Below are 19896 nucleotides of genomic sequence, written 5' to 3' on the forward strand. Positions count from 1 at the left end.
ACTACGATTACGCCCACAACGCACGGTTGGACAGCGATCTCTACGGGCAACGCTGGATGGCCGAGAGTGCTTTCTCGGCCATCAAGCGCCGATTCGGGTCCGCTGTCAGGCCGAGCGCTTGGTACCGCGAATTCAGAGAGCTTGTGCTCACCGTCGCCGTCTACAACCTCGAACAAGCTATCAAGGAGTGATCGCTACGCCGTCTGTGGATTCAACAAGGCACACAAATCGTAACAGAATCCGTGATTTTCACTCGGCACACGGGGTGATCGAGCCGTTGGGAACTGTTTACGACAGAGCACTACTCGATCGTAAGCAGATAACCACTCGTCGAACGAACCTCGATCGAGCTGAGACAGGGATTCTCTCGTTCAACCGTTGGCGGTGTACACTCGTAGATGTCGTATTCAAGACCAGTATCTGTCGTGTCTGCACGAAGATAGACAGGAATGACCTCGTCGACTGACTCGGAGACCTGTCCCTCGACACTCAACACGGGATAACCGAGCTTGTGCTTGGCAAGTGACTGTGACGAACCAGTCTTTGCTTCGATAACGAGCAGCACACGCTTACCATCACGGCGGGTCATCACGAGCGCATCAATCTCGACCTGGCCGTTGTTGTGATGGAGTGTGGTCGGCTGTGCAGGATGTGGCTCGAAATAGAAGTCGAATGTCGAGGCGATCGTCGTCGGTGCTGCGCCGATCTGGGAGACGTCGAGATCGAGAGCTCGACTGAGTAACCCGGTGGAGAGCGCGAAGTTGACGAGCGAGGTTTCCGAGAACGTCGGCAGTAGCCGATAGGCAGAGAGGATATCCTGCGCTTCACGCCCGAGCAGATCCACGTCCGCTCCATCGGGCGAGAAGTCGAGTTCGCTGCGATCGGTGGACGAGAAGTCAGCTTCGGTGATGAAGAAGTCGTCCAATCGGTCTGCGACACGAACGAGGGCAAATTGCGTTGCTCGACTGTCCGGTGCACGCCCGAGTCGGAGCACCATCGTATCGTGCTGATCCAGGTCGTCCGCTAACTGATTGCGAGTGTCGATCGAGATTTCAGCAGCGGTCCGATAATCCTTCGGGCTTTCATCGATGTCTCGCAAGTACTCTCGAAACGACTGAGGTCCGAAAACCCCGGCCTGGTCGTCTGCAATAGTTTGTAACGCCGTCTGCCAATGACTCTCGACCACTGTGTGATGGCATAGAAAGAACGGGATAAATAGTTTGATGGCAATCTTCGAGATCGATATGAACACTATGGAAATCTAGATTCCGGGGGTTGTGGAGCAATTATTTACACGAGGTATGCGATCCGACCGACCACTCTCGCTCGTACTCGATAGCCAGCTCGTCGGTGGTGAGGATATCAGCAATCTCGGCTGGTGTCAGACTTCCTTCTTCGATCGCACGCTGCATCAACTCTGTATAGGTCCCGGTAGGATGGGCGGGGTTCTCCCCCGCACATCGACAGTAGTGGGCAACAGCCCGATCGATGGCCTTGCTCTTGGTGTTCTCCCCGGTTGCTTCGAGGAGAGCTTCGAGCATCCGTTCTCTGTGATCAGTCATTCGGAGCCGCATGGAATTGCACACGTCCCCCGGAAAGCTAGTTTTTTCGGCTCACTGGAACCCACATATCGACCCAAAATCGCCACCTCCGTTCAACTGACAGACATTAAACGCCACCAGTGCCGAGGTGACGAGGTCATCTTGCACACGGGGAGTTCTGCTGACGTGTGCAAAACGAGGATTCGACTGAGATCGAGCTGCGACCGCCGGGAGCCGTATCTGAACGCGCCAAGCGAAGAAGTCATCGACGATGCGTTTGCCGATGTTGGCCTGTGAGACAAATCAGCCTGTCCAATCACATGTGGCGCAACATGTATTGTGAACAAGACTGTAGTCACAAACATGGCTACCAACGATGCTCCCGAAGAGACCAAGGTCAGCGACCGGGGCATGGTGACGATCCCTGCTTCGCTCCGTCGGCGCCTCGACATCGAGCCGGGCGATAAGCTCCGTTGGGATACCGACGATGAGGGAAATCTCTCTGTCGAGGTCGTCAAGCAACGCTACGGTGCGTTTGACGACTTCGAGCCAGTCTCGATGGGCGGTGGCGGCTCAGAAACACACGATGTCTCCGGTCACGACGACGATCCTGCATTTTCGGAGAACAACTGATGGCGGTTGCGCTCGTCGACACGGGCGTTCTCATCGGGATGGCAGATGTCGATGATCAGCACCACACCGCTGCGATGGAGATCGTCCGTGGGATGGATCACGGTGACCTTCCAACAGGACGGGTGACGAACTACATCGTCCTCGAAACACTCAACTGGATTCACAATCGGAAGCGTCAGCAAACGGCTGTCGAGACGTACGAGCGGCTGAATCGGTCTGCGGGGTTCGAGATCCACCATTCAGCGCAGAAGGATTTCAACCGAGCGATCGACCTCTTCCAGACCTATGACGGACTCTCCTGTGGCGACGCGACGATCGTCGCGTACATGCAACGAGAAGGAATCGAGTATCTCTATTCGTTCGATGATGACTTCGACGCAGTCGAAGGAGTTAGGAGATTAGAAACTCCTGAGAGTCCGTTTCGCTGACCACAGTAGAACGGCTCTGCGAACACAGATCTTCGGACAAGCACCTCGTCAGCGGTCTCGGTTCTACAATGAGGTAGATCGATAGTACCGTACTGACCTGCTGACTCGAATTCTATCCGAGCTTGAAGATATCGGCGTCATTGGTTTTGAGGGCGGCGACTCGGGGAAGCCAAAGAAGCCGACGCTGGCGTACGATGGCATCGAGATCGATATTCCGTTCACTGGATCGGACGACAACGCCAGTGCAGCAGCGCCTTGACTCGATGGGTCGCGCCGAAGGTCCTAAATTCCAGTAGCACAGTCCAGCAGACGGAAGGGACCGCCCCACAACGTCTCTTTCGTGGCCCGATCGGGTTTCATGCTCGCGGTGTGTCACATCCCACAGTGACGACCGTCGGGCAGGACCGACGAGGCGGTGGCTGTGTGATGCGTCTACCCTCCTGATAGGTTTTCGGGAGAAGCGATGAGGATCAGTCGAGACGCGCAGTCAGTGTCCCATCGTCGAGGTCGTGTTCGATCAGTACTTCGTCGCCCTGCTCGATGTCGAACGCGTCGGCGAGACCCTTCGGAATGCTGATCCCGACGCTCCCGCCGAGATCAGTCACCGTCCGCGAGCATGGTTTCCGTTCCATAGACGATTGATCCTGTGACGTGGTGAACAAAAAGTATTGTCACCGCAAATAGCTGCTTAATAGCTATTAGATGAAAGATTAGTGGACATTAGACAGCTATCGCATAGCTATCTTTTCTGGTACTTTACACTTGGCCATAGACAGCGGGGACATCCGCGGCCTGCCGCCGCGGAGGTGTACCCCGACCCATGCAACACGACGACTCCGGCGGCGACGAACCACCGGACGGCGCGGGTAACGCCGCGCTTCGATATTGGCGTATCGACTGGAGCAACATCGACGAGCGACGGCGCGCGCGATCTCGGCAAGAGGCCGGCGGTGCGAGCCGCGATCTCGCCGGCGAGATGCTGGCCGGAGGCGGCGCGTGACTCGTCTCTCCGTCGACGGCGTCCGTCTATCAGATCTGTCGATCCTGGGCTGGAGTGCCCTGTTGTCGGCGGCCTGCCTGACGCTCCTGACAGTCCAGCTTGGGATGGAGCACGTGGTGACAGGCGACCGGCCGGCGTTCGTCGTGACCGCCGTCGGTGCCGCCGGCTTGGCGCTGTTCGCGTACAACGAAGCCGCTCCCGAGCATGAAGCGGCTTGCGAGCACTGTGGAGCGACGGCCCGAACACAGGCCAACCGCGACGGTGTCGACGAAGTCGTCGAAGTTCACTCGTCTGGATCACCGCGCCGGGCGACGGTCGGGCCGTTCTCGATGGTCGTCCAGACCAACAGTGAAACGCGATTCTACTGCAGTGGCGAGTGTGCTGACGCTGATCGAGAGCGGCGCAGACAGATCGAGCGGCCCGACGGTCGCGAGTTGCTGGCGACGCGCGACACGTCGGTCAGTCGACCGGCGACGGGCATCACAGCGACCGACGGCGGGCACGCACAGACTGACGACCAGGGCACACCCCAGCCCGCAAGCGGGGATTCTGACCAATGATCGGACTCAAATCCAACGACTCGAACAGTCGACCGAACAACTTCGCGGTACTGCTGGCGGCGATCGTCGGGATCAGCCTGCTGGCAGTCGGCGGGGCCGTCGCGGCCGGCGACCAGCTGGCGGACAAGACGGTCTCGATCGACAACTCGACCGAGGAAGTGTACCTCGAAGTGACGAACACGAGTAGCCAGAGCCTCAACTACACCGTCTACGGGGTCTCTGACGGCATCACCACCGAGGTCAACGCGGGCCAGATCTCGGCAGCGGCGAACGACACGACACAGCAGACGTTTGCGGCCGATACGACGCAGTACGACTCCTATCGATTCGTCGTCACCGAGGACGCATCCGACACCGACAACGAGACCGCTGCGTCGATCGATGTCGGTCAGATCGTCAGCCAGTCGGCCGACGGTGGCGGTGTGATCTTCGCCGGCAGTGGTGGCGGGCTTCTCACACCGCTGAACATCTTCATCGCCGTGCTGGCCGTCGCCGCGGCGTTCCTGCTGGGACTGTTCGACCCGGTGAAAGCGAAGCTTTCGGGGTGACCTTCGATGGCTTCATCGGATGACTCGTCGGCTACGCTCAGCCTGGGAGAAGGTGGCGGCAAAGAAACTCTCGTTGGTATCACGAACTTCCTGCAGGCGGGCGGAAGCGCCGGAAGAGTCCTGAGTGCGTCGTTCATCGGGTTGGTCGTCTCGCCGTTCGTGGCCTTCGCGGATGTCGTCGACGCGATCGGGACGTTCTTTTCGAAACCCTTCGAGTCCGCTGGCACGGCTGTCGGTTCGCTGTTGTCGGGGATGTTCCAAGCGCCCGGCGACCTCCTGACAGCGGGTGCGGACATCACCGAGACATCGCTTCGGGATGCCATCGGTGGTAGTCTCGCCGGCACGCTCGCGTTCCCGATCACGATCGGGATCGTGATGCTGGCGTTGTATATGATCGTTCTGTACCTCCGAGAGGACGAGACGGGTGACACGCTTCCGGGCCTGCCGGTCGACATCCCGACGGACATCTTCGGCGTCGAGGAGGAAGATACGATCGACGAATGACCGTCGTACAGCCCCTTCAGCGGACGGTCGAGGTGAGACTCGATGAGTGACGACGAGGGGCTGACGGGGTTCCTGAACGCCCAGACAGAGGACGGCGAGGCCCAGACGTTCACGGTCAAAGGGACGACCTACACGCTGGTCCAGACGGCGAATCCGGTCAACTGGACCCGTGTCGGCGCAGCGATTTTCCTCTCGGGTGTCGCCACGGTCTCGGTCGCCCTGCAGAACATGGCGACGACGTGGGGCAACGCTGTCGCCGATATCGTCTCCGGCACGACCTCGTGGATCGGGAGCGTCGAGTTCGTGCCGTATATCGTCACCAACACCGACGACCCGACCGACCTACCCGGCGAGTGGACCGGCTCGGGTGTGATCGGTGAGCTGTTCGTCCCGCTGTTGCAGTGGTTTCGAAAAGACCTGTGGACCAGCAGCGTCGACCAGTTCGGCGTCTTCGGCTATCTGGTCGCTGTCGCGTTCGTGTTGCTGGTGGTCTACGTCGTCGTGCGCGGGCTGCAGATGGCTGGTCAACGGCTGGCAGGTGGTTCGTGATGACCAACGACGACACGTCGGGTCGCCTGATCGGACCGGGTTGGTTCGGCGGCTCTGGTGACGGTGAGTCCTCCGATTCGGAAATACTCCCGTTCGACGATAGCACGATTAGCGTGCTGCAGACGTTCGGATCGTCGCCGGTGGGATTCATTTTCGGGGTCATTCTGACGCCGTTGCTCAACGGTGTCGAGACCGGTGTCCTCCGGTCGCTGGACCTCGTGAATCTCGTCTTTTATGGCGACTCTCGGGCGACGACGGACGGGCTGGTCGGCATCGCTGACATCCCGGCAGTGTCGGCCAACGTCCTTATTAGCGCCGGCGACACCATCGGTGAGCCGATCCTGACGATGGCTGTCAGGCCGCTCGTGGATGGTCTGCTGGGCTTCGCCGACTGGGCGGGGCCGCTGGGGCTGCTGGGCGCGGCGATTGCCTTCGTGGTGCTCGTGAACGTGTTCTCGGAATCGATCCGGCTGCTGATCGAGATCGTCGTCGACGCGATTCCCGGCGGAGGTGCCTTCTTGAACTGATGATCGAGCAACTGAAACAGCCAGTCAACGGAGCGGCGGCGACGGCGGCGGCAGTGCTCGGGGCGCTCAATCTCGACGCACTGTTCGTGATCGCCACGTGGGGCTGGACGAACCTCGGACAGGTGTTCTACATGGCGACGCTGTTCGTGAGTTCGTCGTCTGTCCTGCCAGTCACCCAGCAGACCGCTGCGAAGGTGGTCGCGGTGCTGGCGCTGTTGCTCCTGTTGAAGCTGGGACTGAAAGCGCGCGAACAGATCGACGACAAAACCGACGGTTAGACTCATGATTCGACGATTCAACACTGAACGGACGTATCGACAGCAAACGACGGCAGTCGCAGGGGGGTCTTCGCGATGACTGGAACGGTCGAGATCTCGACGCTGTTCGGTTGGGGCTTCCTCGCTGCTATCGGCTATATCCTGGGCGAGTACACGAGCGTATTCGCCCGACTGTTCTACGGCGCTCGGGTGGCCGGCGGCGGCGCGAAGTGGTTCAAAGGCCGACCGGCCCGGCAGGCGACGCTCGGACTGGGCGGGTTCTTTGGCGGGATCTACGCCGGGGGCTTCGTCTGGGCCGCTGCCGCGTCGGCGATCGGCGCGGGCACGTTCGCCGGTGGCGGGGCTATCCTCGGACTCGCACCCAAGGAGATCATCGTGGTGTTCCTGTCGGCGCTGGTCGTCGGACTCGCGCTGTACACCGGCGCAGCGGCAGAGGAGGCGGTCGACGATGCAGATTAACATCTCCGGCGGCGGCGCGGTGCTGCTGACCGCGCTCGGTGTGCTGGCGCTTGCGCTGGTGTTCGCGCCGGACGCGACAACGGAGTACGTCAACGGCATCGCGTCGGCGCTGTCGGGGGTCTGATCGCCGTGGTCGGACACCCACGCAACGGAGGTGATCGCGTCGCGACCGTCGCGGTAAGCGTCGTCGTCCTGGGTCTGCTGGTGTCGTCACTGGTCGGATTGGCGACGCCCGCATCGGCGACCGCGACGAGCGCCAGCCAGGAACACGACGAGCGCACTCTCCCGCTGGCGCAGTCGAGCAACGAGACGGGATCGAGTTCGTCAACGGCGTCGAACTGGACCGCGCCGGGACCGTTCTCGATCGAGTGGCTGCGGACTGGCGGGGATCAGATTGCAGCCGGCGGGTCACAGGGGCCACCGTCCTCGACGAGGATGATCGGCACCGGCGGACTGGTGCTCAAGAAGCTGCCGGTGAATCCGATCCAGACGAGCTACACGACGATCGAGCACAACGAACGCATCGAGACGGACTATCTGCTGGCGTACACGTCGGCGTTCGCCGACGCAGTCGGCGAGTACGAGATGGTCGTCGTGTACTACCAGCCCAAGACAGCGCGGGTCAACGGGACGCAGGTGGCCTATGCAGCCAATCAGTCGGTCCAGCGAATGAGTTTCACCGTCGAGAGCGGCTATTCGGCGTCGCAGTTGAAGCTGCAGTCACATTACGACGAGACGTGGCACGCGACGGCGTGGCTGGAAAAGGACGGTCAGCGCGTCGACGGGGCGAAGTGGCGCTTCAAGCACCAGACGAACCCACTCACCGCGAGTCCGGCGTACCCGACGAACTCGAAGGGTGACCTCTGGCGGTGGGGCGCGCTGAATCTGATCTTCCCGGCGATCGCTGGCATTCTCTTTTCGGGGATGTCGGCAAAGCACGTCCTCTCGCGGACGATCGTCGGTTCGCTCAAGGGCATCGGCTACTGGGCGGTCGTCGTGGCGGTCGTGATCGGCGTCGCGGCCGTGCTTGCCACGTGGCAGACCTCGAAGGTGCTCGCGAACGCGCCGGTCGCGGTCGGACTGTTGATGGGGCTGCTGGCGCTGCCGGTGATGCTCTCGATTCGGGACTCGGATCTGTCGAGGGCCGGATTCTTCCGCCGGTCGCTCCGGCACGATGCGATCAGCCCGAGCGGTAACGAGACCGTCGGGACCCGCCGCGTCGCAAACAAGATCAAGAAGGTCTACCGACACGGCGAGGACCTGTACGCGCCAGTGGCCGGCCTTCGGCCGATGCTGGCGCGCTACTGGGCCGACCCGGCGAGTATCCCGACCGAGGACTGGCAGAGCTACGACACCGGCGAGGGTGATCTCGACCAGTTGTTCGAGGTCGACCCCGAAGCCGACGAGGTGCTGGTCCACCGACCGGCGCGGCTTGCGTTCAGTCCCGATCTGACCGTCGATGTCGACGAGGACGATCTCGCCGATCCGCCGGAACAGGAGGGCATTGGAGCACTCCCCGGAGCGATCAGCGCGACGCTGTCGAACTTCGCGAAGCGACGAAACTGGCGGTTCATCGGGATTGCGGTGGTCGGTGGGGCACTCGCCTACGTGGCGACGATGGCGGTCATCGATGCCCATCTCATCGCGCTCGCGATGGCGACGCTGCCGGCGATCGTCGAGGGCTACGAAGCCCGCGACGGCGAGCTACGTGTCGAGTGGGGACCATCGCACTGGAACGACGTGCAGGCTCAGGTCCAGACCGAGCGCGAAGAGTACGAGGAACGCCGGACGTTCGATCAGGTCCTGCAGGCGGTCACTGATCTCGAATGGGGCGAACACGAGAAGGGTCAGCAGGTCGTCGAGCGGGTCCGCTCGGAGATCGCGAAGTCTCTCGACGAGGAACACGGCGGGAATCAGTCGACGACGGTCTCGACGGACTCGACGCCACAGTCGGGGGTCGGCGATGACTAACGTCGTCATGGGTGCGGTCGCCGACGACGGCCATCACGCGCTCAAGTGGCTGGCGGGAGACGAGACCGGGACCGATCAGTCGTTCGCTGCCGGCCTGGACTCGCTCCGTGCCCAACAGCGCCATCTCCAGCAGAGCCTTCTGGACGGGTTCGAGAGGCGTCAGGAGGTGCTTGAGTGGTGCCATGCTGTCGATGTCGTGTCGGCCGGCGAGACGCCCGAGACGTGGCACAGCGATCTCATTCGCGACCGCTGGCGGATGGCCTGTCTTATGGCAGATCCGAAGCGTCGAGAAGAGATCTGCGAGCACGCCCCCGAACCCGAGTCGACGATCCAGTCGGTCCGCCGGAAACTCATTCGGATGACGTTGCTCCCCGCGTTCCAGCGGGCGCTTGAGACGCTTCGAGAACGTGTCTCGGAGTTTACCGACACGGACGGTGTCCGGGGCGCGACACGGATCAGACACGTCGCAGGCCGGCCACGGTTGCACCAGCGCGCTGTCGAACAGCATCGGCTGCTCCGGGAGACCCTTCGCGATCCACCGCGCGTCGAGGCTGAGGTGATGATCTGGGCGGAAGACATCATCCACGCGACCGAGGGGCACCTGACAAACGCGTTCGTCGAGACCGTCCTCGACCGTCACGGCGAGTGGTGGCACAGCCTGACGACTGGGCCGTCGGTCCGGTTGGAGTGGCTGCTGGCCGACGAAGTGTTTCCGGCGATGAACGCGAACCTGTCGGAACTGGCGACCAACGGGAACGAACTCGCCAGCACGGTCAGCGACGGCCGGGAGGTCCCGAACGGATGACGGACCTCGATGTTGAGACGGTGCGCGCAGCGCGGGCCAGAGAGCAAGACCAGACCTCGCTCGTCGAGCTTGGCGATCCGACCGTGTTCGACCGGCTCGACGACGCGATCGAGGACGACGAGGTCGACGGCGACAAGGCGGTGCGACTGGCGACCGAACTGGCCGACCATCGTGCGGGCAAGCTGCTGAAACTCGCATCGCTCAACGCGGCGGGGATGACGGTCAACTGGGACGGCGTCACCGACGACGAACGCGCTCTCGTCGAGGATCTGGTCGCCCGGATCGAGACGTGGCGCGAGACGATCGTCCCCGACTACCCGAACGCGGGGGGTGACGATGGCGACGAGTAACGCCGATGTCGCCGGCCGCTTCGCCCGCTATCTCCGGTGGGAGGTGGCCGATGATCTCGCGCTCCTGGCCCAGCAGTATCCCGACACCACCGAGTTGGTGCTTGACTGGACGGATCTCGCACGCTGGGACCCGGATCTGGCCGAAGATATCCTCGACGCGCCCGAGACGATGCGCGATTACATCGAGGAAGCGGTTCGAACGGTTCCCTTGCCCGTCGACATGAGTCTCGGGCAGACGACGGTCCGGTTCGAGAACCTGCCCGATTCGCATACGACGGCAGCGGGCGAGTTCTCGCCCAGTGATCGACGCGGGCAACTGCTGGCGTTCGAGGGCCAGGTCGCGAAGCGAACGCAGGTCAAGCCCCGACTGGTCGAGGCGGCGTTCGAGTGTCAGCGCTGTGGCACCCTCACGCGGATTTCGATGCGGCCGGGGAGCTACCGGGAACCGCACCAGTGCCAGGGCTGTGAAAAGCAGGGACCGTTTCGGATCAACCCGGACCAGAGCGTCTATCAGGACTATCAGAAGCTCCTGCTTGAGAACCCGACCAGCGCGGCCACGGGCGGCGATACGGCGGACATCGTCGTCCACCTGAACGAATCGCTGGCCGGACATGGTGCCATCGAGAACTGCCAAGAGGTCGTCATCGCCGGGCAACTGCAGTTCCGCGGCGACGGTGCGATTCCCAGCCCCGAAGTCGTCGCCAGCAGCATCGAATCGGCGGGCTACTCCTACCAGAACGCCGATTTCACGGCCGATCAGCGAGCGCTGTTCGAGCGGCTTCGCGAACGGCCCGAGTCGTTCGACATCGACGCCCGCGATCCGTCGCCGGCTGACGTGTTGATCGCGGCGGCAGCGCCGAAGTTCGTCGCCGGCTCGCACCCACGCGACCGACAGGTCGTCCGGGGCCTTGTGCTGCAGTTGGTCTCCGGGTCGACGTTCGAGGCCCGCGACGGCTCGCACTATCGTGGCGATATCCACGTCCTCTTGCCGGGCGATCCGGGGACGGGCAAGTCGGTGCTCGCGAAGTGGGCGGCGGCCGTCGCGCCCCGGTCGGCGATGGCGTCGGGCGAGCGTGCGAGCGGGCCGGGGCTGACCGCTGCCGCGGTGAAAGACGACTTCTCGGACGGCGGGTTTTCGATCGAGCCGGGTGTCCTGGTCCGTGCGCACGAAGGGCTGGCCGTCGTCGACGAACTCGACAAGGCCGGCGAGGACGCCATCGAGAAAATGCACTCGGCGCTGGCGGATCAGATCCTTCCGCTATCGCTGGCCGGTCAATCGATGACGCTGCCGGCTGAATGTGGCCTTCTCGGGGTGGCGAACCCGGACGGCGGCCACTTCAGCGGCGGGGAGTCGCTCGTCGACGCGCTCTCGCTGGAGAGTCCGCTACTCTCCCGGTTCGATCTCGTCATGCAGATGCGGTCGAAGCAGGACCGCGAGCACGTCCGAAAGTTGGCCGAATCGATGCTACGGACGTGGTCGGCATCGCTGAAAGACGCGACCGACCAGTCCCTCGACGAGGACGAAGCCGACACGATCGATCCGGTGCTGACGATGGATCAGTACCGGGCGGTCATCACGCGCGCCCGGCAGTTGCACCCGACGCCGGCCAGCGACGCCGTCATTGAGGAACTGGCCGACTGGTTCGAAGAGCAAAAGATGGCGCTGCCGGAGCGCTATCGCGACGCACTGGCCGATGCTGACGGACACTATCGCGGTCCACCCGTGCCGGTGACGGCGCGAAAGCTCGGTGCTGCCCGCCGGCTGGCACAGGCCAGTGCTCGGGCGAACCTCCGAGACGAGATCACGCTCGACGACGTGGCCGTCGCGAAAGAGATGGTGAGCCGGACGCTCGCCGATCTCGACATCCCGATCGTCGACAATGCGGGGCTTGGCGGCGGCGACGTTGCACACCGTGAGACGACCGAACTCACAGGACTATCCTAATATATGTCATACAAAGAGAGACCCAACGGAGACGGGTTCACGATCGAAACGCGACAGGGACAGCCGATCGTCGCCGGGATGGATGCCCCGGGGACGTACCCAGACGACGCCGAAGAGATCCGGCGGCGGTTCGACATCCCGGCGTTCGACGCCGAAGCGTTCGAACCCCGAGATGGGGCGGCGCTGTCGGGCGTCTACCCGGACATGCTGATCCACGTCGAGGACGGCTCGGACGGGCCGTCGACGGTCACCAGCCCGGGCGCGAGCCTGACACTCGTCGAGGCTCCGAAGGGGTCGGGCAAATCGACGGCGGCCGATCAGTTTGCCACGTACCAGATGGAACACAACGACGAGCGGATCGTCCGTAACGGTCGGCAAAATACCTCAGAATGGCGTCGGATGCGCGACTGGACGACGCTCTGGCTGCCCGAAGGCGTCGAGGTCGACGGTCGCTGGATGGAAGCCACCGACCGCGACGACCCGACGCCCGAGGATCTGGTGCGGGCCGTGCGCTACTACGAGGACGTGTTCGACCTCGTCGAGCGGCTGCAGCGCCATCCGAAAGGGACGTACAACGTCGTGTATCCCGATCCGCTGTTTCGCGGGTGCCACGAAGCAGTCTCGCAAGCGGACACGACGGTCCAGCAGCCCGAATTCACTCCGAAAACTGACGAGAACCCGACGCCGGCCTCACACTGGTGGTTCGGGTTCATCGCTGCTCGCACGTTCGAGGGCGTGCGCGTCGACGCCGACGGCGACCGCAACTGGATGACGGCCTATATCGACGAGTTCGGGATGCTGGCCCCCGAGAGCGCCAGCGGCGGCGAGAGCGGACACTACACGTACGAACTCGTCCAGATCATGTCCGATATCGCCAAAGAGGGCCGCAAGGCCGGGCTGTCGATCGTCGGCTTCGCTCACCACGAGGACGACGTCCATCACCACTGGCTGAAGGAGTTCGATTACTGGATCGAACTGTCGAATCAGGAGCGTGGGAACCGAACGGGGAAGAGCGAAGCGCCGAAGCCGTTCCGCGACCTCGAACAGGATCAGGACCTGCTGTCATCGCGACCGCGCGGGTACGGTCTGTGCTACAACGAGAGTCGGTTCTCCGAGTTCAAGTTCTCCGATCTGGGCTATCCGCACGGCACGCCGGAGTTCCAGCTTCGGCTCGGTATCCCGTCGTCGATCTCGGTCCAGAGCGGCGAGACTGGGATGCGCGTCGACGAGCTGGCGATCGCGACCAACAGCGACGGGCAGCCGTCGTTCGTCGAGGAATACCGGGCAGCGGGCGGCGCGGTACACGAGCTTCGCGTGCTCGCGCCCGGGTGCGGTGTGGTCGACCTGACTGGCGACGAACCAACGATCGTCGAGGCGCTGTCCAGTCCCTACGACGAAGGATCGTTCCCAGCACAGCCGATCCGACGGACCGAATCAGCGTTCGAACTCGTGTTCGATCTCGACGACGGCGACCGCCTCGTCGCGGCTCGAATCCCACGGTCGACCGCCGCAACTGCCAGCCGACAGCAAGGAGTCGAAGCCGATGACTGACTGTGCGACCGTCGACCCCGCCCCAAAGCCTTCTCGACGCCGTGGCGTCGCCGCGCCGGCGATCGCCGGCGGCGGCCGGTCCGGGCGGCGCTGGCGGCGTGAGATCGATCTCACTCAGAATCCTGACCGCCGGTACACGCGCGTCTCTGGAACAGGAACGGAAGGGGGGACCCCCCTGACGACCGATCGAGGTGATTTCAGATGAACATCGACGACATCCCACTGACCCGCGAACAGTTGACGATCGTCGGCATGGCGGTGGCGCTGGTCACCGTCGCAGCGTCGGCCCCGGTACTACTGGCCCCATCGCCAAGCCCGACGACCGAGTCCGCAACTAACGGCACTGTCTACACCGAGAACGCGCCCGAGACAGACCAGACCGACGACACCGGCGACGACGGACCGATTCAGGACATGAGCAACGAAGGGCGACAGCCCGAGACGGACCTCTCGAAAGTCCCCGACTCACACGTCCGGTCGAACGGGACGGCCCCGCCAGTGTCCGCGTCGACGGGCGCGCAGACGCTCCGGGTGTCGACGATGTCTATCGATGGGAAGCCGGCGCTGAATCTCACCGACAGCCGCCAGCACGACGGGCGCTGGGTGTCGGTGACGACGGCGTGGCTCAAATCGGAGTACGGCACCATCCCCGAGGTCGTCGGTGTGCGCCACGAGAGCGGTGGGACCTACACCGAGTCTGTCCACGTCCGCGAGGACAAAGCGGTGTTCTGGGTGCGCGGGTTCTCGACGAACGTCGTCACGTTCGGCGGCGTGCTGGAGATCGTCGGCGCACCGGCGTCGAGTGGGACCACACACCTGTACGAAGTCGGTGACCTCGACGACGCGTCGGACCCGACGATCGACCTGACCGGGCAGGTCAACAGCGAACGCGACACGAAACAGGTGCTCGGTGTCTCGAACGGCGAGACGATCCCGCTATCGGTCGCTGCGGACCATCTGCAGCCACAGAACCCGGAGGTGACCTTTACCGGTGTCGAACAGCAGTCGACCGACAACGGCCTGTTCTCGACGGTTCTGTCCGATGGCGGATCGACAGACTACTCGATCGACGGGAACGCCGACGCGACCGACGTGTCGGTGACGTTCACCGGCTACGAGACGACGACAAACCAGACGCTTTCAGCGTCGAACCGTGCCGACGGGGAGACGTTCGACTTCTCTGTCGGCGGCACGCGCGACGCGAACGCGACGAGCGTGACGTTCACTGGTGAGACGACTTCGTCGGGCGATTCGGCGTCGGCGTCGAATCTCGGGAACGGCGAGACGTTCGGCTACTCGGTCGGTGGGAACCGGGACGCGACCGACGTGACCGTCCGGTTCGAAGGCAACGAAGCGACGACTTCGGAGTCAGCATCGGGCACTGGCTCGGGATCTGTCCCGGTCGGTGGCAACCTCGACCCGACCGGCGAGACCGTGTCCGTGACCGGGCAGGAGTCGACGACCTCGGGATCTGGCTCGGGCACTGGATCGGGTTCGGTGTCGGTCGGTGGCAACCTCGATCCGTCCGAGGAATCGGTCTCTGTGACCGGGCGCGAAACCACGTCGTCGGGATCGGCGTCGGCGTCGAATCGTGCGAACGGCCAGACGTTCGGCTACGATGTCGGCGGGAACCGGGACGCGACCGGTGTCTCCGTGACGTTCAACGGGGATTCGACATCGTCGTCTCAGTCGGACTCGGCGACCGGTGTCGGCCCGGATAGCTCGCAGTCAATCAATGTCGGGGGCAATCTGGACCCGACGAGTGAGATGCTCACGGTAGATCCTGCTGTCCCAGGTCCGTATCATCAAGAGCGACTCGACCGAGACGCGGCTCTGCAAGGGGATGGTTACAAGACTGTGACTCGGATTGGGTCACGTTTCACAGATAGCGATCGTATGAACGCGCAGGTCAAAATCAACCCAGAGACATCGGGAGTCTTGACATCGGTCAATCCGAACATCACATCGCTCAGTGACGATATCAACCGCGGGACGCGAGTCGACATCTATCTCGCTGTTGACGACGGCGACACGGCGATCACAGAGGGGACCAGAATCAAAAATGATTGGGAACCAGATTGGACCACCGGCGAAAAGACAATTGATGTCGAACACACCTCTGTCGAAGCAGGCAAAACCTATGTGTTAAGCTTTCACGTCGATCAGACATGCGGTTGCACGACCAGCATCAGCGGCGATAATTCCTACCACACAATCGGGCTTGAAACGTTCCAAAACGCGTTTGACGAGCCAAACCGCCGAGAGACACAAATCGGCTATGACGTAACACCCCAGGCGACGATATCTGTGTCAGACGGAGCCGGTGAATCAGTCAATCTCGGGACGCTCACGGACGGCGAATCGACTTCTGTCGGGATCAACCTTACCACGTCGTCGTCTAAACTCGACTGGTCGTCGAGTGGGGCGGCGACCTCCCTAGACTGGTCGCTTGACTACGCCGAACGGTGGGCGACGGTTGACCCATCGATTGACGTGGATGGCGACGGCATCACAGATGCCTCGTACAACGGTGTGCTCTGGAATGGCGAAACAGTCACCAAATCGGTAAGCGATCTCTCGCCGGGGAGCCACACGGCAACTGTCACGACCGGCTACCAGACCGACGTAACGATCGACTGGACGGAACACACGGCTACCGAAGACCCGTCGATCGACGTGGACGGTGACGGGACGCCGGAGGCGTCGTGGTCCGGCGTCTACGCACCGGGACAGACGACCTCGACGAAGTCCGTCGACGGATTCACGACTGGCAGCAACAGCGTCAGCACGTCGACAGCGGCCGGCCCGCAACCCGATTGGTCGTTCGACTGGACCGAGCGGACGGGCACCGAAGATCCGGGAATCGACGTGGATGGCGATGGCACGGCTGAAGCCTCTTGGAGCGGTGTCTACGCGAGCGGTCAGACGACAGCAACGAAGTCCGTCGATGGACTCACGACCGGCAGCAACAGCGTGGTTACGTCTACGGGCCGCGGCCCGCACCCCGAGTGGTCGATCGACTGGACCGAACGGACCGGCACCGAGGACCCGTCGATCGACACCGATGGCGACGGTGACACCGACGTGGCGTACTCCGGTGTCCTCGCCAGCGGGGAGATGTATTCCGCGTCGCTCTCGAATCTCGCGCCGGAGTCCCACACTGCGATGGTGTCGACGGCTGCCTCGCAGGTCGACGTGACGGTCGACTGGACCCAGCGCCGGGCGACAGAGAATCCCGGCGTCGATATCAACGGCGACGGGGCGATCGACGTCAGTTACTCGGGGAGGCTTCTCGATGGCGAATCTGTCACGAAGCAACTCCCGACCATCGCGACCGGGTCGCACACGGCGACCGTCTCGACGACGGCCTACCGGACTGACGTGACGGTCAACTGGACCGAGCGCACGACCACGAAAGACCCGGCTGTCGATCTGGACGGTGACGGTCAGTCCGACGCCAGTTACAGCGGCGTCCTGCCGCCGGGCGACACCGCCACGAAGTCGGTCGGAAACCTCTCGTCGGGATCGCACACGGCGACGGTCTCGACGATCCACAAGGTCGGCGTCGACGCCGGCTCGACGGTTCGCACGGTCACCGAGGACCCGACGCTGGACATCGACGCCGACGGCCAGCCCGATGCCGAATACCTCGGGAAACTCAGCGACGGCGAGTCCCAGACGGTCCAGATCTCCGACTTTGACGGGAACGTGACGGGTGCAACTGTCAGCACCGACAACGGCGTCGTCGACGTGCGCATCGGCTACACCGAGCGTGTGATCTCGGACCGGCCGGGTGTGATCGTCAATAACCACACGGTCAGGCTGAACCGCACGCTGAGTCAGGACGATACGGCCACGCTGACGGCTAATGCGTCGTGGCTCCGGTCCGGCCAGAACAGCGTCACCGTACTGGCCGGCGACAGTGACCTGTCGACCGACGCCCCCGAGCCGACGGTCGCCATCACCTACCGCCACGAACTGACCACGCGGCGAACAGTGCTGTTCGAGAACGAAGCCTTCAGCGAACGGTACAACATCAGTCGCACGTACCTCTCAAGCCGCGAGAGCGCGACGCTGACGATCCCCCACGCCGAGAACATCATCTCGTACCGGGCGCTCGAAGCACGGATCAACGAGTCTGGCGGCTGGACGACGATCCCACAGTCGGCGCTGACGATCGACGGCACCAGCGCCGTGATCGACGTGGCGTCGTTGACCGGTGGGACGGTCCCGGCCGATACGACGGTCGAGATCCGCTCGACCGGGTCGAAAATCGACGTGCACAACGGGTCGGTGACGGTCGTCGAGGCGACGCCGGTCGGGTTCGATCTGGACTCTCGGGTCCGTCTCGACACGTGGTCCGATGACTCGTATATCAGCGTCGCGAACACGAGTCAGGGCCATCTGTTGCACTACGGCGCAAACGAGAGTTACAGCGCTGAATCGGACTATGCAGCACTGTCGACGGGTCACGGCCAGCGGGTTCACTTCCCGGAAGCGGTCAGCGGGAGCGAGGTCGGTCTCAAGACCGTCCCGCTGGCGCTGTCGCCGGAGAACGGGACGATCCGGGCATCGGTGCCCGAAAGCCAGACCAACGCCACCGCACCGGTGTTCTACGTCTCCAGCGGGGAACGCGTCGGCGATGCGTTCACCGTCGAATACACTGGCGCGAGCGAGGGCGAGTGGTACGGCGTCTACGAGGTCGACACGACCCGCCGGTTCGACCGAGCACAGGGGCGACAGACGATGTCGGTCCCGACCGACAGCATCGACTCGCTGATTCGGGTCCGCACCGCGCCAGCGCCGTCCGCGAACCCCGAAGGTGCCAGCACCGTGTTCGAAGCAGCCTCACAGGGCAATCTGGTCCCGCTGGCGATCCTGTTCGGTGCAATCGCCGGACTGGTCATCGTCGGCCGGCGACCCGAGCGGTCTCGCAATGCCGTCGAGTCGACGGCGGCCAGTGTCGGCTCGCTCGTCGAGGCGATCCCACGCGGTGAACTGGTGTCCGGTCTCGTCGAGACGGTCATCGCGACGGTCGGCGAGTGGATCGTCACGGTCGGCGAGAACGAATTCCTGACCGGCGCGATCGGGCTGGCAACGGTGGCGGCGGCGATCCAGTCGGGCCTGCTACAGATCGGCCCGGAAGCCGGCGCGATCGGGACGGTCGGCGCGATCGCAGTCGGGTCGCTGCTGGTGCTGACCCGCACTGGCGAGTTCACGACCGCCCGCTGGCTCGGGATCGTCATCGTCTCCGGCGTGGTCTCGCTGCAGGCGCTCGGAGAGGGCGACCTCCTGACGACGCTCATCGAGTCCGACGCGTTCGTGCTGGTGCTGATTCTGGTCGGCTACGTCGCCATCCAGTTAGTGCGCGAGTACCGAGCGAACAATTCGCCCGATGACGACCAGCCAGAGATCAACATCATTGCCGGTCGAGGGGGCGACGACTGATGCCGTTCGAGTGGTTCAGTGTCCTCTCGGGCCAGTTCGGGCAGACGGCGGCGCTGGTCGTCGCGGTCCTCTATGGTGGCTACAAGTTCCGTCGGATCAAGTCGATCCTCGGTGGTGCCGTCGCCGCGGTCGGGACAGTCGCGACATTCGGTGCGCTCGTCGTGGGGGCGATCGTGCTCGGAACGGCGACGGGCTGGGTGTCGATCGATCTCGGGCAGGCGATGCGTGATCTGTCGGCGGCCGGCGGGGCGGCTTGGGACGTTATCGGCCGACAGTTGTTCGAGTGGCTGGCTCAGGAGGTGATGGAGTGACTCTCACGGGCGTCGACGATCACCGTCGACGGTACCTCAACCTGACCGACGCCCAGCGGATCGTCCTCTTGGAGGTCGCGAAGTACGAGGCCGGCCCGATGCCCCCCTTTGGAGGGGCTTTACTGGACGCGGTCCGCGAGTGGACCGATCTGTCGGAGGGGAAATTCTGGGACTACGGAGTTGGTCCCCTCGTCGAGGCTGGTCTCGTTGAGAAGCACAAAGACGGCCACGCGAGACGCTACTCGCTCACTGACGACGGTCGCACAGTCCTCGCTGCCGGCCGGGACCATCTGGACGACGTGCTCGGGGATCTAGACGACGCATGAGTTTTGTCATGACTATCATCCAAGACAGTGTCGGGTTGCTGGCAAATGATCCACGGAACGCTATAGTTGCGGTGCTGTGCACCAGTATCATCGCCAGCAAGAGATCACGAGCACGTCTGGTTCAGATCTTTCTGTGGGTGCGCAATCTCGATGCGCACAATG

At 63.3% G+C, this 19896-nt stretch carries 24 protein-coding genes; 21 read left to right on the forward strand and 3 right to left on the reverse strand.

Annotated features, from left to right (window positions below):
• A partial coding sequence (locus tag AC5FRW_RS16905) for a transposase (RefSeq protein ID WP_493569642.1) occupies positions 1–191 on the forward strand: 191 nt, incomplete at its 5' end.
• Between the two features lie 110 nt (positions 192–301).
• Here the strand turns inward: AC5FRW_RS16905 and AC5FRW_RS16910 are convergent.
• Positions 302–1186 carry a DUF6997 domain-containing protein gene (locus AC5FRW_RS16910; RefSeq protein WP_493569643.1) on the reverse strand — a complete coding sequence of 295 codons (885 nt, stop codon included), beginning with the start codon at positions 1184–1186 and terminating at the stop codon, positions 302–304.
• A 100-nt stretch (positions 1187–1286) separates the two neighbouring features.
• Positions 1287–1541: a hypothetical protein gene (locus AC5FRW_RS16915; RefSeq protein ID WP_493569644.1), complete on the reverse strand. Its 255-nt coding sequence runs from the start codon at positions 1539–1541 to the stop codon at positions 1287–1289.
• A 363-nt stretch (positions 1542–1904) separates the two neighbouring features.
• Between AC5FRW_RS16915 and AC5FRW_RS16920 the strand changes: the two genes are divergently transcribed.
• Together AC5FRW_RS16920 and AC5FRW_RS16925 are read left to right on the forward strand one after the other, a co-directional pair.
• Positions 1905–2174 (forward strand): AbrB/MazE/SpoVT family DNA-binding domain-containing protein, encoded by a 270-nt coding sequence (locus AC5FRW_RS16920; protein WP_493569645.1) that lies wholly within the window; start codon positions 1905–1907, stop codon positions 2172–2174.
• Complete coding sequence (locus AC5FRW_RS16925; protein WP_493569646.1) at positions 2174–2602, forward strand: type II toxin-antitoxin system VapC family toxin; 429 nt, start codon at positions 2174–2176, stop codon at positions 2600–2602. Before AC5FRW_RS16920 ends, AC5FRW_RS16925 begins: the two co-directional genes overlap by 1 nt.
• A 470-nt stretch (positions 2603–3072) precedes the next feature.
• Here AC5FRW_RS16925 and AC5FRW_RS16930 read toward each other — a convergent pair whose 3' ends face one another.
• Positions 3073–3234: an AbrB/MazE/SpoVT family DNA-binding domain-containing protein gene (locus AC5FRW_RS16930; protein WP_493569647.1), complete on the reverse strand. Its 162-nt coding sequence runs from the start codon at positions 3232–3234 to the stop codon at positions 3073–3075.
• 188 nt (positions 3235–3422) lie between these two features.
• Between AC5FRW_RS16930 and AC5FRW_RS16935 the strand changes: the two genes are divergently transcribed.
• The 18 genes from AC5FRW_RS16935 to AC5FRW_RS17020 all read left to right on the forward strand — a co-directional run bounded on the left by AC5FRW_RS16935 (position 3423) and on the right by AC5FRW_RS17020 (position 19734).
• Complete coding sequence (locus AC5FRW_RS16935; RefSeq protein ID WP_493569648.1) at positions 3423–3602, forward strand: hypothetical protein; 180 nt, start codon at positions 3423–3425, stop codon at positions 3600–3602.
• Positions 3599–4162 (forward strand): hypothetical protein, encoded by a 564-nt coding sequence (locus AC5FRW_RS16940; protein ID WP_493569649.1) that lies wholly within the window; start codon positions 3599–3601, stop codon positions 4160–4162. The genes AC5FRW_RS16935 and AC5FRW_RS16940 overlap by 4 nt, the downstream gene beginning before the upstream one ends.
• On the forward strand, positions 4159–4710 hold the full coding sequence (locus AC5FRW_RS16945; protein ID WP_493569650.1) for a hypothetical protein: 552 nt from the start codon (positions 4159–4161) through the stop codon (positions 4708–4710). Before AC5FRW_RS16940 ends, AC5FRW_RS16945 begins: the two co-directional genes overlap by 4 nt.
• Before the next feature lie 6 nt (positions 4711–4716).
• A complete protein-coding gene (locus AC5FRW_RS16950) occupies positions 4717–5214 on the forward strand; it encodes a hypothetical protein (protein ID WP_493569651.1) in 498 nt (165 codons plus the stop codon).
• A 42-nt stretch (positions 5215–5256) separates the two neighbouring features.
• Positions 5257–5763 (forward strand): hypothetical protein, encoded by a 507-nt coding sequence (locus AC5FRW_RS16955; RefSeq protein ID WP_493569652.1) that lies wholly within the window; start codon positions 5257–5259, stop codon positions 5761–5763.
• The gene (locus tag AC5FRW_RS16960) at positions 5763–6290 is read left to right on the forward strand and encodes a hypothetical protein (RefSeq protein WP_493569653.1); all 528 of its coding nucleotides are present in this window, start codon (positions 5763–5765) and stop codon (positions 6288–6290) included. The genes AC5FRW_RS16955 and AC5FRW_RS16960 overlap by 1 nt, the downstream gene beginning before the upstream one ends.
• Positions 6290–6568 (forward strand): hypothetical protein, encoded by a 279-nt coding sequence (locus tag AC5FRW_RS16965; RefSeq protein WP_493569654.1) that lies wholly within the window; start codon positions 6290–6292, stop codon positions 6566–6568. Before AC5FRW_RS16960 ends, AC5FRW_RS16965 begins: the two co-directional genes overlap by 1 nt.
• 75 nt (positions 6569–6643) lie before the next feature.
• A complete protein-coding gene (locus AC5FRW_RS16970; RefSeq protein WP_493569655.1) occupies positions 6644–7027 on the forward strand; it encodes a hypothetical protein in 384 nt (127 codons plus the stop codon).
• Positions 7017–7151 carry a hypothetical protein gene (locus AC5FRW_RS16975; RefSeq protein WP_493569656.1) on the forward strand — a complete coding sequence of 45 codons (135 nt, stop codon included), beginning with the start codon at positions 7017–7019 and terminating at the stop codon, positions 7149–7151. Before AC5FRW_RS16970 ends, AC5FRW_RS16975 begins: the two co-directional genes overlap by 11 nt.
• Positions 7152–7156: 5 nt before the next feature.
• A complete protein-coding gene (locus AC5FRW_RS16980) occupies positions 7157–8998 on the forward strand; it encodes a hypothetical protein (protein WP_493569657.1) in 1842 nt (613 codons plus the stop codon).
• A complete protein-coding gene (locus AC5FRW_RS16985) occupies positions 8991–9803 on the forward strand; it encodes a hypothetical protein (RefSeq protein WP_493569658.1) in 813 nt (270 codons plus the stop codon). Before AC5FRW_RS16980 ends, AC5FRW_RS16985 begins: the two co-directional genes overlap by 8 nt.
• Positions 9800–10153: a hypothetical protein gene (locus AC5FRW_RS16990; RefSeq protein ID WP_493569659.1), complete on the forward strand. Its 354-nt coding sequence runs from the start codon at positions 9800–9802 to the stop codon at positions 10151–10153. Before AC5FRW_RS16985 ends, AC5FRW_RS16990 begins: the two co-directional genes overlap by 4 nt.
• On the forward strand, positions 10140–12098 hold the full coding sequence (locus tag AC5FRW_RS16995) for an ATP-binding protein (protein WP_493569660.1): 1959 nt from the start codon (positions 10140–10142) through the stop codon (positions 12096–12098). The genes AC5FRW_RS16990 and AC5FRW_RS16995 overlap by 14 nt, the downstream gene beginning before the upstream one ends.
• A gap of 3 nt (positions 12099–12101) precedes the next feature.
• Positions 12102–13649, forward strand: a complete 1548-nt coding sequence (locus AC5FRW_RS17000; protein WP_493569661.1) for a hypothetical protein — start codon at positions 12102–12104, stop codon at positions 13647–13649.
• Positions 13642–13854 carry a hypothetical protein gene (locus AC5FRW_RS17005; RefSeq protein WP_493569662.1) on the forward strand — a complete coding sequence of 71 codons (213 nt, stop codon included), beginning with the start codon at positions 13642–13644 and terminating at the stop codon, positions 13852–13854. Before AC5FRW_RS17000 ends, AC5FRW_RS17005 begins: the two co-directional genes overlap by 8 nt.
• The gene (locus AC5FRW_RS17010; protein WP_493569663.1) at positions 13851–19097 is read left to right on the forward strand and encodes a hypothetical protein; all 5247 of its coding nucleotides are present in this window, start codon (positions 13851–13853) and stop codon (positions 19095–19097) included. The genes AC5FRW_RS17005 and AC5FRW_RS17010 overlap by 4 nt, the downstream gene beginning before the upstream one ends.
• A complete protein-coding gene (locus AC5FRW_RS17015) occupies positions 19097–19408 on the forward strand; it encodes a hypothetical protein (RefSeq protein WP_493569664.1) in 312 nt (103 codons plus the stop codon). Before AC5FRW_RS17010 ends, AC5FRW_RS17015 begins: the two co-directional genes overlap by 1 nt.
• On the forward strand, positions 19405–19734 hold the full coding sequence (locus AC5FRW_RS17020) for a hypothetical protein (RefSeq protein WP_493569665.1): 330 nt from the start codon (positions 19405–19407) through the stop codon (positions 19732–19734). Before AC5FRW_RS17015 ends, AC5FRW_RS17020 begins: the two co-directional genes overlap by 4 nt.
• Positions 19735–19896: the final 162 nt, after the last annotated feature.

It is taken from the genome of Halomicrobium sp. HArcht3-1, from assembly GCF_058933345.1.